We start from the raw sequence: 15,737 nt of genomic DNA on the forward strand, positions 1-15,737 counted from the left end.
GGATGGGCATGCACGGAAGTCTGAGCGAACAGGCCTGTACCGGACTGATTCTGTCCGGCGGCGGTGCTCGGGCGGCCTATCAGGCCGGGGTGCTCTCGGTGGTTGCCGGGCTGCTGCCCGATCATTCAAGGAATCCGTTCCCGGTGATCTGTGGCACGTCTGCCGGGGCGATTAATGCCTTGGCGCTGGCTACTCATGCCGATGATTTCAGTGCCGGGGTCGAGCGGATGCTGGAGGTGTGGTCTGAGTTCCGCTGCCATCAGGTCTATCGCACCGACTGGCTGTGCCTGCTGGTTCAGGCCTGGCGCTGGAGTCGGGCCAATTTGCTGGGCTGGGGTGGGCGCCAGCCGACTTCACTGCTGGACAACAGTCCATTGCGCGAGCTTCTGGCCAGCCGGCTGTCCTTTCACAAGATTGAACAGGCGCTGCAGAGTGGGTACTTGCGGGCCGTATCGGTCAGTGCCTTTGGATATCAGTCGTCGGAGTCGGTATGTTTTTATCAGGGCCATGAGCGCATTGTGCCCTGGAGCCGTCATCGTCGGGTTGGGGTGCAGACCCAGTTGGGCCTGGAGCATTTGATGGCTTCGGCAGCCATCCCTCTGGTGTTTCCGCCGGTGCTGATCAATCGCGAATGGTATGGCGACGGTGCGGTGCGTCAGCGGACGCCTGTCAGTCCGGCGCTGCACCTGGGAGCCAACCGGGTACTGATCATCGGGGTGTCGGACAACCTGAGTCAGCGCGAGGCGGCTGGTGGTCGGCGTGGTCCGCGCTTGCGTACAGCGCTGCCGCCGACGCTGGCACAGATTGGTGGACACCTGCTCAACAGCACCTTCGTTGACCACTTGGAGGCCGATGTCGAGTTGCTCGAACGGCTCAATCGGTTGTCAGGCTATCTGCCGCTGGCGGCCCGCCAGCATGGCAAGGGTGTGCGCCCGGTGGAAGTGCAGATCATCTCGCCCAGCGAGCCGCTGGATGTGATTGCCAGCCGCCATCGTAAGGCGCTGCCGGCAGGGCTGCGGGCCTTCATGCGCGGCAGTGGTGCAACCCGGGCTTCGGGTGGCAGTGCCTTGAGTTACCTGTTGTTCGAGGCTGAGTATTGCCAGGAGCTGATTGAGCTGGGGCGCAAGGATGCCTTAGCCCAGCGTGAAGCCTTGCAGAGGTTTCTCGGACTATATTGCCCTTTGTAGGGCTGGTGGGAACGGGGCTCCCACCAGCCCAGAGAGCTACCCGGCAAGCAGAATGCGAATGGCGTCCAGCCGCACCTTGGCCTGGCGCAGGGTTTGCTCGCCAACCTGTTTCTGTTGCTCCAGAGCCTGGATTTCCGCCGGTTTGACCAGTGGGTTGACCGCTGCCAGAGCCTTCAGACGCTCGATTTCCTCATCCATCTGCTGGCTGTATTGGTTCGCCGCGCTGTCGACCAACTCATAGTGCTGCAGATCGGCCAATGCCTCGGCGCGGTCAAGCAGGCGCTCGACCACCTCTCGCTGGCTTTTGGCAACCTTGCTGGCCAGGTGCTTGGGCAGTTGTTCAAGTTGCGCATCGAGGGTGTCGAAGCTGACCTTGGCGGCCAGATCGTGACCGTTGCTATCGAGCAGGCAACGGACCGGTGTGGGCGGCAGGAAACGGTGTAGTTGCAGATGCCTTGGGGCAATGGCCTCGCTGACGAACAGGCATTCGAGCAGCAGGGTTCCAGGTTTGAGCGCTTTGTTCTTGAGCAGGGCAACCGCGCTGTTGCCCATGCTGCCCGATAGCACCAGATCCATGCCTCCCTGGAGCATCGGATGCTCCCAGGTGATGAACTGCATGTCCTCGCGGGTCAGGGCAGTTTCGCGATCATAAGTGATGGTCACGCCTTCATCGTCACCCAGCGGGAATCCGGCGTCGAGCATGCGCTCGCCAGGGCGCAGGACCAGCGCATTGTCGGAATGGTCTTCGCTGTCGATACCGAACACATCGAACAGTCGTTCCATATAAATAGCCAATTGCGGGTCGTGGTCCTGCCGTTCGATCTGGGCAATCATGCGCTCGGCATCGCCATGGCCGCGTGAGTGGATTTCCAGCAGGCGGTCGCGACCGTCGTGCAGTTCCTGCTCCAAGGCCTGGCGGGCATCGCCAGCTTCCTGGATCAGGGCTTCCCAGTCACTGTCGTCCGGGTGATCCAGATGTGCGAGCAATCGGGTGCCGAACTGGTGTTGCAGGGTATTGCCAGTTGGGCAGGTGGCGAGGAAGGCATTCAGGGCCCGGTGATACCAGTCGAACAGGCGTTCCTGGGCCGTGCCTTCCAGGTAGGGGATATGCAGTTGAATTGTTTGGCGCTGGCCAATTCGGTCCAGGCGACCAATGCGCTGCTCCAGCAGGTCAGGGTGATTGGGCAGATCGAACATCACCAGGTGATGGGCGAACTGGAAGTTGCGGCCCTCACTGCCAATCTCTGAGCAGATCATCACCTGGGCACCAAACTCTTCGTCGGCAAAGAAGGCAGCCGCCCGGTCCCGCTCGACAATGCTCATGCCTTCGTGGAACACAGTGGCCGGGGTGCCGCTGCGCAGACGCAGGGCATCATCCAGATCCAGTGCCGTTTCAGCATGGGCGCAGATCACCAGTACTTTGCTGCGCTTGAGCATTTTTAAGGTGTCTATCAGCCACTCAACCCGGGGGTCGTCCTGCCACCAGGCAGCTTCCTCGGCGCTGGTTTGTCCTTGCAGGGCTGTTTCCGGATACAGCGCGGCACGGCCCTCAATATCGGTGTAGATGCCTGGGCACGGGAGCGGGTAGGGGTGCAGTTGCCGCTCAGGGAAACCGGCGATTGCCGCGCGGGTGTTGCGATACAGCACTCGACCGGTGCCATGACGGTCGAGCAACTGACGAATCAGGCTGTCGCGGGCGGCTTCGCCGGCCTCGCCTGGCTGTTCCAGGTTGGCCAGCAAGGCGCTGGCGCTGTCACCCAGCCAGTTGATCATGGTTTGTTGGTCGCTGGCGCTCAATGACTGGCCGTCGAGCAGGCGCTGGACTGCTTCGGCAACTGGGCGGTAGCCGGCACTTTCGGCGCGAAAGGCTTCCAGGTCATGGAACCGGTCCGGATCAAGCAGGCGCAGGCGGGCGAAGTGGCTGGCCTGGCCCAGTTGTTCTGGGGTTGCGGTCAGCAGCAGGACGCCGGGAATCAATCGGGCCAGGGTTTCCACCAGTTGGTATTCGGGGCTGGCCTGTTCTTCGTGCCAGACCAAGTGGTGGGCTTCATCGACCACCAGCAGGTCCCAGTCGCTGGCCAGCAGCCAGTCATGTATCTGGGGCCGTAGTTGCAACAGCTCCAGAGAGACCAGGGCCAGTTGCTCTTCTTCAAAGGGGTTGTCCTCGGCGCCCTGGCAGCGATCATCATTGAACAGGGCAAAGCGCAGGTTGAAGCGCCGACGCATTTCCACCAGCCATTGGTGCTGGAGGTTTTCCGGTACCAGAATCAGGATCCGCCGGGCGCGCCCGGTCTGCAGTTGACGGTGCAGTACCAGGCCGGCTTCGATGGTTTTGCCCAGGCCAACTTCATCGGCCAGCAGCACTCGCGGGGCAATCCGGTCTGCCACGTCGCGGGCAATATGAAGCTGGTGTGCGATCGGCTGGGTGCGAACCCCGGACAGGCCAAGCAGTGGTGAGCGTTGGGTCCGGCAGTAGTGACGCAGGCTTTCGTAGCGCAGACTGAACCAGGCCAGCGGATCGATCTGACTGGCGAACAGGCGATCGCTGGCCAGGCGGAACTGGATGAAGTTATCCAGCATGGTTTCGGCGAATTCGGTCTGGCTGCCATTGTCGCGCAGGCCGCTGTATACCAGCAGGCCGCTGTCTTCGCGGACATCGCTGACGGTCAGGGTCCAGCCCTCGTGGTGGCTGATCTGATCCCCTGGTGAAAAGCGCACGCGGGTCAGAGGTGCGTTGCGCAGTGCATAGTGACGGGTTTCGCCGCTGGCAGGAAACAGCAGTACTACCAAGCGTTCATCCTGTGACAAGACCGTGCCCAGCCCCAGTTCCGATTCACTGTCACTGACCCAGCGTTGCCCAGGAGTGAATACTGTCATGTGCTGCTCCTACCCGTCTGCAAAAAAGGGCGCTATGGTAACCGATAGGCCGAGCCTCACAAACCGCTGTCTGGCCTTGTTTTTAATAAGGTTGCCAAGGGCAGTGTGTTGTCCGGTTTTGTCGGTTGCGTCACAGGTTTGGGGATAAAACTTGCGTGGTTGCTGTCGATAGATAGAAGAGTAGTTCAGTGCTGATGGTCGGCGGCACTTTATGTCGTTCTCGGAAATCCGTTTCGACCGTACGAGGTGAGCCATGCTGATTCCCGGGCTCCCGAACGTGGGAGCGCAACAAGACGTGATCAAGCCCAAGCGCCAGGTCCAGCCGACGGCGGAAACCGGGCCGACTCGCGAGGCCGTGGACGACAAATATCTGGAAAGGCGTCAACGCGATATTGGCCACTTGCCCGAGCGGCGCCGCAGCCGCCGGCGCAGGCTGGGAGAGGCTGATGCCGAGTCAGGCGCTGCGACGGTTGAGCCGGTTGAGTTGCCCAGCAAAGGCTTGTTGATTGACATCGAAGTCTGAGCCGGTGGTAGTCTGTAAGGGACAATTGCAGGTGACCTATCATGGATAAACCCCAGCAACCCGCCATCATTGATTTTGATGAAGCACGCCGCGAACGTATTCACGACATTCACGAGGCCAGGCTGCAGCAGGTGCGCTCGGCCTTTGAGCAAGCCTTCCCGCTCAAGAGCAAGCCCGCCAAGCCGGCTCGCGGCAAGAAGAAATCCCGCAAACGTTAGAAAAGTTCGCAAAATTGATCCGGGTCAATAACCCGGATTTTTTTTGTGGATATTCTGCAATCGTTGATGGACGCAAGGTGGGGAGAAGCCCATGTATATCGATGATGCAGTGATTGCCGGTGTGTTGACGGTTGGTTTGATGATCGCGTTCTTGGGAGGGGTCGGTTATTTCATCTGGTCCGATAGTCGCAAGGCCAAGAACAAGCGTTCCTGAGTTTTTCGGTCTGGTCTGAGACCAGGCCTCAATGGTTTTCAAGTGCATGGCTCGCAAGGCCTTTGGCGGTCACCTTCTGGGTTGACCGCCTTTTTTTTGTTGCTGGTGGTAGTGGGTGGGTGTGACTGTGATACTGTATATAAATACAGTTATTGAGGTTTGCCATGACTTCTCAATACCAATCGGGGCGCGGTGCCCAGGCTAACCCGGTCAATCGTTTTGCCCCGCTGCACAGCGAATCTTGTGATGACGGCTGGTTCCAGGAGTTGCCTGAACGCTGCGTGACTGAGGTGCGCGAAGAACAGTCGCGGCACATCATCAGCCGTAACAACTCGCCGGACTTGCCATTTGATCGCTCGCTCAATCCATATCGAGGTTGTGAGCACGGTTGTATCTACTGTTACGCCCGACCAAGTCATGCCTATTGGGATCTGTCGCCGGGGCTTGATTTCGAGACCCGGTTGATTGCCCGCACCAATGCCGTTGACTTGCTGGAACAGGAGCTGTCACGGCCTGGCTACAGTTGTGCGCCAATCAATCTGGGAGCCAATACTGATCCTTATCAGCCAATCGAACGCAACTACCGCCTGACTCGAAGGTGTCTTGAGGTGTTGTTGCGCTATCGCCATCCGCTGACCCTGGTTACAAAAGGGGCTTTGGTATTGCGTGATCTGGATCTGCTCGTGGCTCTGGCTGAGCGGCGTCTGGTCCGGGTGATGATCAGTCTGACTACCTTGGACGATGACCTGAAGCGCCGACTAGAGCCGCGCGCGGCTTCTCCAGCGGCGCGTCTGCGGGTAATTCGCGCGCTGCGTGAGCGGGGGGTCCCGGTTGGGGTGCTGTGCTCGCCGATGATTCCGCAGATCAATGATCATGAGTTGGAGCATCTGCTGGACGCGGCGGTGACGGCTGGTGCCGACAGTGCCGGCTATATGCTGTTGCGTTTGCCGCGTGAGGTGGCAAGCCTGTTTCAGGACTGGCTAGAACAGCATTATCCGGGCAAGACCGAGCATGTACTGAGTCTGTTGCGCCAGTCGCGTGGTGGCCAACTTTATGATGCCAGCTTTGGTAAGCGCTTTCGCGGTGAGGGGCCGTTTGCCGAGTTGCTGGCCCAGCGCTTTCAGTTGGCCTGTCGGCGTCTGGGGCTGCAACGGGCGCAGGGTAGCAGCGAGCTGGATTGTTCGCAGTTTGCCCCGCCAGGTCAACAAATGGGGTTGTTTTGAATGTCAGTGACGGTAGCTAGGGTCTGAGCGCAGTAGAATAGTGGCATGACTACTTTATCCAAGCGTCCTCGCTGTCAGCGCTGCCAGCGCCCTCTTGATCACTGCCTGTGTCCCTGGATACCCGACCTGGAGTCTCGCACGCGAGTGCTGATTATCCAGCACCCGAGCGAACGCCAGCATGCGCTCAATACTGCACGCCTGCTGGCTCTGGGGCTGCGTCAGTGCCAATTGCTGGTGGTGGAGCGGTTGGATGAGCAGCCCGAGTGGCAGGCCTGGCTACGTGACTCGAACTGGCGTACCGAACTGCTGTTCCCAGGGCCGGATGTGCCGCTGCTGAGTGCCGCGGTGGAAGATTCGCGCCCGCGACAATTGGTGTTGCTCGATGGCACTTGGCGCAAGGCCCGCAAGCTGCTGTATCTCAATCCGCTGCTGCAGGAGTTGCCAAGGGTGGCGCTGCCAGTTGCCGGCAAGAGCCGGTACCGGTTGCGCAAGGCGCCTTCGGCCGAATCCCTGGCAACCATTGAGGCTGGTGTTCTGGCCTTGAGCCTGATCGAACCGCAAACGGACTTCTCTCCCCTGCTAAAGCCCTTCGAGCGAATGATCGAGGGGCAGATTCAGGCCATGGGCCTGGATACCTATCATGCGCATCACCCCCATCAGTGACTGATGGGGGTGGCCCATTCGCCGCAGTGATGTTGCCCATCTTTGCTCATCAGCCGGGTTTTCAGTCGCTAGACTGAGGCCATACAAAAACAAGAACTCAATCGCCGAATTATGGCGAACTGCTGCGATTAGAGAGGCATTTATGCAATTGACTGGGCAACGAGTGGTGATCACTGGAGCGGGTAGTGGGTTGGGCCGGGAGCTGGCTCTGCGCTATGCTCGCGAAGGCGCCAGGCTGCTATTGGCCGATATTCAGGATGAGGGCTTGAAGCAAACCCGGGCGCTGGTCGAAGCATCTGGTGGGTGGGCGTTGACTCAGCGCTGCGATGTACGCGATTTCAGTCAGTTGGCGGCGTTGGCCCAGACCTGTCAGGAGCGCCTGGGTGGTGTCGAGGTACTGATCAACAATGCCGGAGTAGCTTCCGGAGGATTTTTCTGGGATCTGTCGCTTGAGGATTGGGATTGGCAGATCAGCATCAACCTGATGGGCGTGGTCAAGGGCTGCAAGGCGTTCATGCCAATGCTGACCGAGCAGCGCCAGGGTCAGATCATCAATATTGCTTCGATGGCGGCACTGATGCAGTCACCAGGGATGAGCAATTACAACGTAGCCAAAGCTGGTGTTGTGGCCTTGTCGGAAAGCCTGCTGGCCGAGCTGCGTCCGCTGGGTATCAAGGTCAGTGTGGTGTGTCCGTCGTTCTTTCAGACCAATCTGCTGGACTCCTTCCGCGGCCCGGACCAACAGAGCAAGCAGCAAGTGGCTAAACTTTTGGAAAGCTCGCCCATTACTGCGGCCGAGGTGGCCGACATCATTTATCGGGAAAGTCAGGCGGATCAGTTCATGATCCTGCCGCACGAGGCTGGCAAACAGGCCTGGGCGCTCAAACAGGCCGACCCGCAGGTCATTTACGACGATATGGCACGCCTTGCGTCGAAAAAAATGGGTTTGCCGCTGGCCGAATAACCGCGCCGCCCCAGTGGCAGCGCGCTGTGGTTGTGGCACAATGCGTCTTTGACCTGAAAGGGCAGGGCTGAGGCGTATCATGTTGTTCAACTGCGGGCGCGGAGTCACGGATGGCTGCTGATACGCGGCGGGTTGCTTTTCTTCTCTGGCCGGGAACACACCCGGCCACTCTGGTGCCTGCGCTTTCGGTATTGCGCTCGGCCAATCGCATGGCTGAGAGCCTCTGTTACAAAGTCGACTGCTTCAGCCTGGACGGCCAGCCGCTGGTCAGCCCGGAAGGGTTGCAGATGCCTGCCCGGCAATGGCAAGCCCCGTATCCCGAATTGCGCCGGCTGTGGCTGGTTGCCGATCAGTTGCCCGAGACCCTACCGGCAACCCTGGTGCAACAGTTGCGGACGCTGGCGCGTGATGGCTTGCCGCTGGGGGCGATTGAAGGCGGTGTTTTCCCTCTGGCGATGTCCGGGTTGCTCGATGGGCACCGCTGTGCGGTGCATTGGCGGATGATCGATGAGTTCCGCGAGCGTTTTCCGGCGGTGACTGCTTCCAGCCAATTGTTCGAGCAGGACCGGGCCCGGCTCAGTAGCAGCGGTGGTCAGGCCACGCTGGATCTGTTCTTGAGTCTGGTGGCCGAAGATCATGGGCAGGATCTGGCAGCCCTGGTAGCTGAGGATCTGGTGCTTGAGCGGATTCGCGATGGCAGTGAGCGTCAGCGGGTGCCGCTGCGCAACCGTTTGGGCAGTACTCATCCGAAGCTGACCCAGGCGGTAATCCTGATGGAGTCGAACATCGAGGAGCCTCTGACCACTGATGAAATTGCCCGCCATGTGTGCGTGTCACGGCGCCAGTTGGAACGGATTTTCAAGCAATACCTCAATAGCGTACCGTCGCAGTATTACTTGGAACTGCGTCTGAATCGCGCGCGGCAAATGCTGCTGCAAACCAGCAAGTCGATCATTCAGATCGGCTTGTCCTGCGGATTTTCATCTGGTCCGCACTTTTCCAGTGCTTACCGGAACTGCTTTGGCATCACTCCGCGAGAGGATCGCAACCAACGTCGTGCCCAGCAGGCGATGGATGCCGGTGCCAAGGATACGCAAGAACAATGAGCCGGGGGCTGCCGGGCTTCAGTCGTGATTATTCCGCCAAGGGGCGGGCAGAGGAGAGGAGAGCAATGTCGGATTCAATGCAGGTCGACCGGTCGGATTTTGATCGGGTCATGGTTCCCAATTACGCGCCAGTGGACATGGTACCTGTTCGTGGCCTGGGCTCGCGCCTGTGGGATCAGCAGGGTCGTGACTATATCGATCTGGCCGGCGGCATTGCGGTCAATGCCCTGGGGCACGCCCATCCTGGTCTGGTCGAGGCACTGACCGAGCAGGCCGGCAAGCTCTGGCATGTCTCCAATGTGTTGACCAATGAGCCGGCCCTGCGGCTGGCGGCCAAACTGATTGAAGCGACTTTCGCCGAGAAAGTGTTCTTTGCCAACTCTGGCGCCGAGGCCAATGAGGCGGCGTTCAAGCTGGCCAGGCGCTGGGCGCATGAAACCGCCGGGCCGGACAAGCATGAGATCATCGCCTGCACCAACAGCTTCCATGGTCGGACCCTGTTTACCGTCAGTGTTGGCGGTCAGCCAAAATACTCGCAGGGCTTTGGTCCGGCAATCGAAGGTATCAGTCATGTACCGTATAACGACCTGACGGCACTTGAGCGGCTTATGTCAGCGCGTACCTGTGCGGTGGTTATTGAGCCGATTCAGGGTGAAGGTGGGGTGATTCCGGCGACGGATGCATACCTGCAAGGCGTGCGGGCGCTGTGTGACAAGCACAATGCCCTGTTGATCTTCGACGAAGTGCAAAGCGGAATGGGTCGTACCGGCAAGCTGTTTGCCTATATGCACAGTGGCGTGGTGCCGGACATACTGACCAGCGCCAAGAGTCTGGGCGGCGGTTTCCCGATTGCCGCAATGCTGACCAGTGACCGAATTGCCCAGCATTTCGGGGTGGGTACCCATGGCAGCACCTATGGTGGCAACCCGCTGGGCTGTGCAGTGGCCGAACGGGTGCTGGATATAGTCAATACCCCGGAGCTGTTGCAGGGTGTCGACGCGCGTCATCAGTTGCTGGCCGAAGGCTTGATGGCGCTGTCCGCCGAGTTTCCGGTATTCGAACAGATTCGTGGGCGTGGGTTGCTGATTGGCGCGGTATTGACCGAGGCCTGGCGTGGCCGGGCCCGGGAGATTCAGGAGGCTGCTCAGCGCCATGGCTTGTTGGTACTGCAGGCTGGGCCTGATGTGATGCGCCTGGCTCCGAGTCTGGTAATCCCTGAAGCGGATATCCGCGAAGCGTTGCAGCGCTTGCGCGCAGCACTGGCCAGTCTGGCTGGTTGATACCCGGAGGCTTTCATGCTGGTCCAACGCCTGTGCTGCACCGCCGACCTGAGCGCCATTGAAGCGCTGGCCGCCGCCAGTCCCGTGGGGGTGACCTCATTGCCGGCGGACCGTCAGCGGCTGGCCGAGATCATTGAAAGCTCTGAAGCGTCAATGGCTGAAGAGGTCGCCTTCAGCGGTGAGGAGCGCTACTTCTTCGTGCTGGAGGATGCTGACAGTGGGCGTCTGGTCGGCTGTAGCAGTATCATCGCGGCGGCGGGTTTCAGTGAGCCGTTCTATACCTTCCGCAACGAAATGTTCGTGCATGCCTCGCGTGAACTGGGGTTGCACAACCGTATTCACGTATTGTCGCTGTGTCATGATCTGACCGGTTACAGCCTGTTGGCCGGGTTTCATCTGCAGCCTGAATACCAGCAGCACTGTTCGGCCATGGCGCTCAACGCCCGTGGCCGGTTGCTGTTTATGGCCAGTCATCCGCAACGTTTTGCCGAGTCGATTGCGGTCGAGATCGTCGGTATCAGCGATGAGCAGGGGAATGCGCCGTTCTGGGATGCGGTCGGGAGACATTTCTTCGCGGTCAGCTATAGCGAGGCCGAGCAAATTGGCAGTAGTCGTGGGCGCAGTTTCCTGGCCGAGCTGATGCCGGGTTATCCGATCTATGTGCCGATGCTGTCGGATGAAGCGCAGGAGGTGATCGGTCAGGTTCATCCGTCGGCACAGGGGGTGTTCGATATCCTGCTGCGCGAGGGGTTCGAAACCGACAATTATGTCGATATCTTCGATGGTGGGCCGGTAGTGCATGCCAAAACCGCCGACCTGCTCAGTGTGCGGCACAGCTATCAGGCTGCGGTTCAGGTTGGCAAAAGCGCGGGCGGTTCGCAGCGCTGGCTGGTGGCCAATGGTCAGGTTGGCGGTTTCCGGGCCACGATGCTGGAGCTGGACTGGCAGCCTGGGCAGCCGCTAACCCTGGATAATCGTCAGGCCGAGTTGTTGCAGGTGGCCGCCGGTGACGCGGTTCGGTTGGTCAAGGAGGTCTGAATATGCTGGTACGAGCTGCGGGTAGCCGGGATTTGCAGGCGCTGCTGGAAATGGCCAGCGCCGCTGGCTCCGGTTTGACCACCTTGCCGGCCAGTGAGGAGCGCCTTGCCAGACGCTTGCAGGTTGTTGAGCAGAGTTTCCGTGGGGGCATGCCGATGGCCGATGCGGACTACCTGTTCGTGCTCGAAAGCGAGGCAGGAAAGGTGATAGGCACGAGCGGGATGGTCGCCGCCGCAGGTCTGCGCGAACCCTGGTACAGCTATCGCATGGGGTTGACGGTCACGGCTAGCCGGGAACTGAATGTCTATCGGCAGCAGCCGACGCTGTTTTTGGTCAATGATCTGACCGGAGCCACGGCGTTGTGCTCGCTGTACCTGCCGCCGGAACACCGGCAGGGGCTCAAGGGGCGATTGTTGTCCAAGGCCCGGTTCCTGTTCATGGCCGAGTATGCCCAGGATTTTGCTGCCCGGGTCATCGCCGAGATGCGTGGACGTTCCGATGTGCAGGGGCGCTCACCGTTCTGGGATAGTCTGGGCCGGCATTTTTTCAAGATGGAGTTTGCCCGGGCCGATTACCTGACCGGGATCGGCAGCAAGGCCTTCATTGCTGAGATGATGCCAAAATTTCCACTGTATGCCTGCTTTCTCAGCGATGAGGCGCGTGCTGCCATCGGTCAGGTGCACCCTGATTCCGAGCCAGGGCTGTCGATGCTGCGCGAGGAGGGCATGAGCTATCAAGGCTATATCGATATCTTCGATGGTGGTGCGACCCTGGAGGCACCGCTGGCCCAAGTGCGTGCAGTCAGTGATAGTCAGATATTGCTGCTGGCGGTTGGTACGCCGGGAGATGAAGCCAGTTCCTATCTGATCCATAATCGCGGCCGCCACAATTGCCGGATAGTCGCGGCTTCGGCCCGTGTGGCAGCGGGCACTTTGGTGGTGGCGCCGGATACCGCTGAGCGGCTGGGGTTGCGTGCCGGAACTCCGGTGCGGGCTGTGTCGCTGGTCGGCCGGCAGGGGGATAGCATGCTTGACCCCTACCAACTGCCGGGCTGACGGCTGATTGCCGGGTCTTCTATACTGAATTATCCAATCATATGAGGGAGGTTCAGTTCATGCGAGGTCTACTGGTGTTGCTGATGCTGCTACCGGTATGGGCGCTCGCCGGGCAGTGTCCAGCTTTGTTGCAGCATGAGTTGCCGGCGTTGCGCTCGCAGGATCGCATCGACTTGTGCGGTTTTGCTGGCAAGCCGCTGATCATCGTCAATACCGCCAGCTTTTGCGGTTATACCCCGCAGTTCGAAGGGCTGGAGAATGTTTATCAACGCTATCGCGAACAAGGCCTGGAGGTTCTGGGCGTGCCTTCCAATGATTTTCGTCAGGAAGCCAGGGATCAGGCAGCCATTGCCGAAGTGTGTTATGTCAATTATGGTGTCACCTTTCGCATGAGCGAACCGCAGGTGATCACCGGCAAGCAGGCGCATCCGCTGTATCGTGCTCTGGCTGAGCAGGCGGGCGAGCGGCCACGCTGGAATTTCCACAAATACATTGTCGGGCGTGACGGTCAGGTCAAGGCCAGTTTTCCCAGCGCTGTCAGTCCGGATGATCCACGCTTTATCGAGGCGCTGGAAAAAGCCCTGTGATCTATCAACATCATAGGGATTATCAAACCGGCGGCTGATGCGCGCTGTCACCTTATACCTATATAATGCAACCCTTTGCCATGCGTGCGGCCGGCTTGTGCCCGGGCCTGCGCATGGGCCGACAATCTTGTGGTAAGGGACCTATGAAAAGCGCTGAGATCCGTGAAGCCTTCCTCCGCTTCTTTGAAGAGAAGGGGCATACCCGTGTCGCCTCCAGTTCGTTGATTCCCGCGGACGACCCCACCCTGCTGTTCACCAATGCCGGGATGAATCAGTTCAAGGACTGTTTTCTCGGGCTTGAGAAGCGTGGCTATACCCGCGCCACTACCAGTCAGAAGTGTGTGCGTGCCGGCGGCAAGCACAACGATCTGGAGAATGTCGGCTACACCGCGCGTCACCATACCTTCTTCGAGATGCTCGGCAATTTCAGCTTTGGCGACTACTTCAAGCGTGACGCCATCCACTATGCCTGGGAGTTTCTGACCTCGGATAAATGGCTGAACTTGCCCAAGGAAAAGCTCTGGGTCACCGTCTATGCCAGTGACGATGAAGCCTATGAGATCTGGAACAAGGAAATTGGCGTGCCGGCCGAGCGCATGGTGCGCATCGGTGACAACAAGGGTGCGCCCTATGCATCGGATAACTTCTGGGCGATGGGCGATACCGGCCCCTGCGGCCCCTGTACCGAGATCTTTTTTGACCACGGCCCGGAAATCTGGGGTGGCCCGCCTGGCAGCCCGGAAGAGGACGGTGACCGTTACATCGAGATCTGGAACAACGTGTTCATGCAGTTCAATCGGACTGCCGACGGCCAGATGCAGCCGTTGCCGGCGCCCAGTGTCGATACCGGGATGGGGCTGGAGCGCATCAGTGCGGTGATGCAGCATGTGCACTCGAACTATGAGATCGACCTGTTCCAGAGCCTGCTCAAGGCGGCTGCCCAGGCGATTGGTTGTGCCAACGATGATGCTGCCTCGCTCAAGGTGGTGGCAGACCACATTCGCTCCTGCGGTTTCCTGATCGCAGATGGTGTGCTGCCTTCCAATGAAGGGCGTGGCTATGTGCTGCGCCGGATCATTCGTCGTGCCTGCCGGCACGGCAATAAGCTTGGGGCCAAGGGCTTGTTCTTCCACAAGATCGTGGCGGCTCTGGTGGCTGAGATGGGCGAGGCCTTCCCTGAACTCAAGGCGCAGCAGGCGCATATCGAGCGGGTGCTCAAGAGCGAGGAGGAGCAGTTCGCCAAAACTCTGGAGCAGGGCCTGAAGATTCTCGAGCAGGATCTGGCGGGTCTTGAGGGCAATGAAATTCCCGGTGATGTGTTGTTCAAGCTGTACGACACCTATGGGTTCCCGGTGGATCTGACTGGTGATATCGCCCGTGAGCGCGGCCTGTCAATCGATGAGGCCGGTTTTGAGGTGGCGATGGACGCTCAGCGCGAGCGCGCCCGTTCGGCCAGCCAGTTCGGCCTGGACTACAACAGCCTGGTCAAGGTCGATGCCGATACCCGGTTCGAGGGTTACGCCAGTACCGATGGGGCAGGCAAGATTGTGGCTCTGTTCCGCGACGGTAAGGCAGTCGATCAACTGGCTGATGGTGAAACTGGCGTGGTGGTGCTGGATCAAACTCCGTTCTATGCCGAGTCCGGCGGCCAGGTGGGCGATACCGGCTACCTGGAAGGGGCTGGTGTGCGTTTCGATGTCCGCGACACGACTAAGGCTGGCGGGGCTCATCTGCACCATGGTGTGGTTGTCAAGGGCGGTCTGAGTGTCGGCGCATCGCTCAAGGCGGTGGTCGATGCCGGGGTGCGCCAAGCTACCAAGCTCAACCACTCGGCTACCCATCTACTGCATGCCGCGTTGCGCGAGATCCTCGGTGAGCATGTGACCCAGAAGGGCTCACTGGTGGATAGTCAGCGTCTGCGCTTTGACTTCAGTCATTTCGAGGCGATCACCGCCGAACAGTTGCGTGCACTGGAGTTGCGGGTCAATGAACAGATTCGGCTCAACTCAGCGGTGCAGGTTGAAGTTACCGATATTGAGACCGCCAAGCGCAAGGGGGCAATGGCCCTGTTCGGCGAGAAATACGGTGAGCAGGTGCGGGTACTGACCATGGGCGGCGGTTTTTCGGTCGAGCTGTGCGGTGGTACTCATGTCGAGCGCACCGGCGATATCGGCCTGTTCAAGATTATCAGTGAAGGTGGGATTGCCGCTGGCGTGCGTCGTCTGGAAGCGGTAACTGGTCAAGGCGCATTGGATTATGTGGCTGAGGCCGAGGACCAGTTGCGCCAGGTGGCGCAACTGGTCAAGGGTAGTCGCGACAACCTGTTGGACAAGGTATCCGGGTTGGTTGAGCGCAATCGCCAGTTGGAGAAAGATGTCGAGCAGCTCAAGGCCAAGGCTGCCAGCGCTGCCGGCAGCGATCTGGTTGCAGAGGCTCAGGTTCTGGGTGACTTGACCGTGTTGGTCAAGCGCCTGGATGGCCTCGATGGCAAGGCTCTGCTGGCGCTGGTTGATCAGTTGAAGAATAAGCTCGGCTCGGCGGTGATCCTGCTTGGCGGCGAACTGGATGGCAAGGTGGTGCTGGTTGCCGGGGTCACTCAGGATCTGACGGCCAGGGTCAAGGCTGGTGACCTGATCCGCAACACTGCTGCCAATGTTGGTGGCAAGGGTGGCGGACGTCCGGACATGGCCCAGGGCGGCGGTACCGACGTGGCGGCGCTCGATGGTGCGCTCGCCGGGGCGTTGGAGTGGTTGGCGCAACAGTAGTTTGGGGCAGGCACCTGTCGGTGCCTGGTGGCGGGGT

The 15,737-nt window shown here is 59.9% G+C and carries 14 protein-coding genes; 13 read left to right on the top strand and 1 reads right to left on the bottom strand.

The genetic code is table 11. The features are described from left to right. Window positions 1-8 precede the first annotated feature (8 nt). Entirely contained in the window at window positions 9-1,187 is a 1,179-nt protein-coding gene (locus tag C2846_RS05660) for a patatin-like phospholipase family protein (RefSeq protein ID WP_119700927.1), read from the top strand. Between the two features lie 36 nt (window positions 1,188-1,223). Here the strand turns inward: C2846_RS05660 and rapA are convergent, their stop codons facing one another. Next, complete coding sequence (gene rapA, locus C2846_RS05665) at window positions 1,224-4,064, bottom strand: RNA polymerase-associated protein RapA (protein WP_080049976.1); 2,841 nt, start codon at window positions 4,062-4,064, stop codon at window positions 1,224-1,226. 253 nt (window positions 4,065-4,317) lie between these two features. Here rapA and C2846_RS05670 point away from each other — a divergent pair, with 253 nt between their 5' ends. The 12 genes from C2846_RS05670 (at window position 4,318) to alaS (ending at window position 15,700) form a co-directional block, all read left to right on the top strand. Then, a complete protein-coding gene (locus C2846_RS05670; protein WP_080049977.1) occupies window positions 4,318-4,587 on the top strand; it encodes a hypothetical protein in 270 nt (89 codons plus the stop codon). Window positions 4,588-4,628: 41 nt separating this feature from the next. Then, the gene (locus C2846_RS18625) at window positions 4,629-4,805 is read left to right on the top strand and encodes a hypothetical protein (protein WP_165443776.1); all 177 of its coding nucleotides are present in this window, start codon (window positions 4,629-4,631) and stop codon (window positions 4,803-4,805) included. A 91-nt stretch (window positions 4,806-4,896) separates the two neighbouring features. After that, the gene (gene ccoM / locus C2846_RS18925) at window positions 4,897-5,019 is read left to right on the top strand and encodes a cytochrome c oxidase subunit CcoM (RefSeq protein ID WP_269434083.1); all 123 of its coding nucleotides are present in this window, start codon (window positions 4,897-4,899) and stop codon (window positions 5,017-5,019) included. A gap of 164 nt (window positions 5,020-5,183) precedes the next feature. Then, window positions 5,184-6,242 (top strand): PA0069 family radical SAM protein, encoded by a 1,059-nt coding sequence (locus tag C2846_RS05675; RefSeq protein WP_119700928.1) that lies wholly within the window; start codon window positions 5,184-5,186, stop codon window positions 6,240-6,242. Between the two features lie 45 nt (window positions 6,243-6,287). Beyond that, window positions 6,288-6,905, top strand: a complete 618-nt coding sequence (locus tag C2846_RS05680; protein ID WP_119700929.1) for a tRNA-uridine aminocarboxypropyltransferase — start codon at window positions 6,288-6,290, stop codon at window positions 6,903-6,905. A 142-nt stretch (window positions 6,906-7,047) separates the two neighbouring features. After that, window positions 7,048-7,869 carry an SDR family oxidoreductase gene (locus C2846_RS05685; RefSeq protein ID WP_080049980.1) on the top strand — a complete coding sequence of 274 codons (822 nt, stop codon included), beginning with the start codon at window positions 7,048-7,050 and terminating at the stop codon, window positions 7,867-7,869. 110 nt (window positions 7,870-7,979) lie between these two features. Further along, window positions 7,980-8,975, top strand: a complete 996-nt coding sequence (locus C2846_RS05690; RefSeq protein WP_119700930.1) for a GlxA family transcriptional regulator — start codon at window positions 7,980-7,982, stop codon at window positions 8,973-8,975. 65 nt (window positions 8,976-9,040) lie between these two features. After that, window positions 9,041-10,255, top strand: a complete 1,215-nt coding sequence (locus tag C2846_RS05695) for an aspartate aminotransferase family protein (protein WP_119700931.1) — start codon at window positions 9,041-9,043, stop codon at window positions 10,253-10,255. Between the two features lie 15 nt (window positions 10,256-10,270). Further along, window positions 10,271-11,293 (top strand): arginine N-succinyltransferase, encoded by a 1,023-nt coding sequence (locus C2846_RS05700; protein WP_119700932.1) that lies wholly within the window; start codon window positions 10,271-10,273, stop codon window positions 11,291-11,293. Window positions 11,294-11,295: 2 nt separating this feature from the next. Beyond that, window positions 11,296-12,348, top strand: a complete 1,053-nt coding sequence (gene astA / locus C2846_RS05705) for an arginine N-succinyltransferase (protein ID WP_080049984.1) — start codon at window positions 11,296-11,298, stop codon at window positions 12,346-12,348. Window positions 12,349-12,407: 59 nt separating this feature from the next. Then, the gene (locus C2846_RS05710; RefSeq protein WP_080049985.1) at window positions 12,408-12,935 is read left to right on the top strand and encodes a glutathione peroxidase; all 528 of its coding nucleotides are present in this window, start codon (window positions 12,408-12,410) and stop codon (window positions 12,933-12,935) included. Window positions 12,936-13,078: 143 nt separating this feature from the next. Further along, complete coding sequence (alaS, locus tag C2846_RS05715; protein ID WP_119700933.1) at window positions 13,079-15,700, top strand: alanine--tRNA ligase; 2,622 nt, start codon at window positions 13,079-13,081, stop codon at window positions 15,698-15,700. The last annotated feature ends 37 nt before the right edge of the window (window positions 15,701-15,737 follow it).

Source organism: Pseudomonas jilinensis (genome assembly GCF_003586265.1).
Taxonomy (GTDB): domain Bacteria; phylum Pseudomonadota; class Gammaproteobacteria; order Pseudomonadales; family Pseudomonadaceae; genus Halopseudomonas; species Halopseudomonas phragmitis.

Bases quoted from the DNA above. Each gene is read 5' to 3' on its own strand.
- C2846_RS05685 (WP_080049980.1), top strand. From the start codon at position 7,048: ATGCAATTGACTGGGCAACGAGTGGTGATCACTGGAGCGGGTAGTGGG.
- ccoM (WP_269434083.1), top strand. From the start codon at position 4,897: ATGTATATCGATGATGCAGTGATTGCCGGTGTGTTGACGGTTGGTTTG.
- C2846_RS05710 (WP_080049985.1), top strand. From the start codon at position 12,408: ATGCGAGGTCTACTGGTGTTGCTGATGCTGCTACCGGTATGGGCGCTC.
- C2846_RS05670 (WP_080049977.1), top strand. From the start codon at position 4,318: ATGCTGATTCCCGGGCTCCCGAACGTGGGAGCGCAACAAGACGTGATC.
- C2846_RS05660 (WP_119700927.1), top strand. From the start codon at position 9: ATGCACGGAAGTCTGAGCGAACAGGCCTGTACCGGACTGATTCTGTCC.
- C2846_RS05680 (WP_119700929.1), top strand. From the start codon at position 6,288: ATGACTACTTTATCCAAGCGTCCTCGCTGTCAGCGCTGCCAGCGCCCT.
- C2846_RS18625 (WP_165443776.1), top strand. From the start codon at position 4,629: ATGGATAAACCCCAGCAACCCGCCATCATTGATTTTGATGAAGCACGC.
- alaS (WP_119700933.1), top strand. From the start codon at position 13,079: ATGAAAAGCGCTGAGATCCGTGAAGCCTTCCTCCGCTTCTTTGAAGAG.
- C2846_RS05690 (WP_119700930.1), top strand. From the start codon at position 7,980: ATGGCTGCTGATACGCGGCGGGTTGCTTTTCTTCTCTGGCCGGGAACA.
- rapA (WP_080049976.1), bottom strand. From the start codon at position 4,064: ATGACAGTATTCACTCCTGGGCAACGCTGGGTCAGTGACAGTGAATCG.
- C2846_RS05700 (WP_119700932.1), top strand. From the start codon at position 10,271: ATGCTGGTCCAACGCCTGTGCTGCACCGCCGACCTGAGCGCCATTGAA.
- C2846_RS05675 (WP_119700928.1), top strand. From the start codon at position 5,184: ATGACTTCTCAATACCAATCGGGGCGCGGTGCCCAGGCTAACCCGGTC.
- C2846_RS05695 (WP_119700931.1), top strand. From the start codon at position 9,041: ATGTCGGATTCAATGCAGGTCGACCGGTCGGATTTTGATCGGGTCATG.
- astA (WP_080049984.1), top strand. From the start codon at position 11,296: ATGCTGGTACGAGCTGCGGGTAGCCGGGATTTGCAGGCGCTGCTGGAA.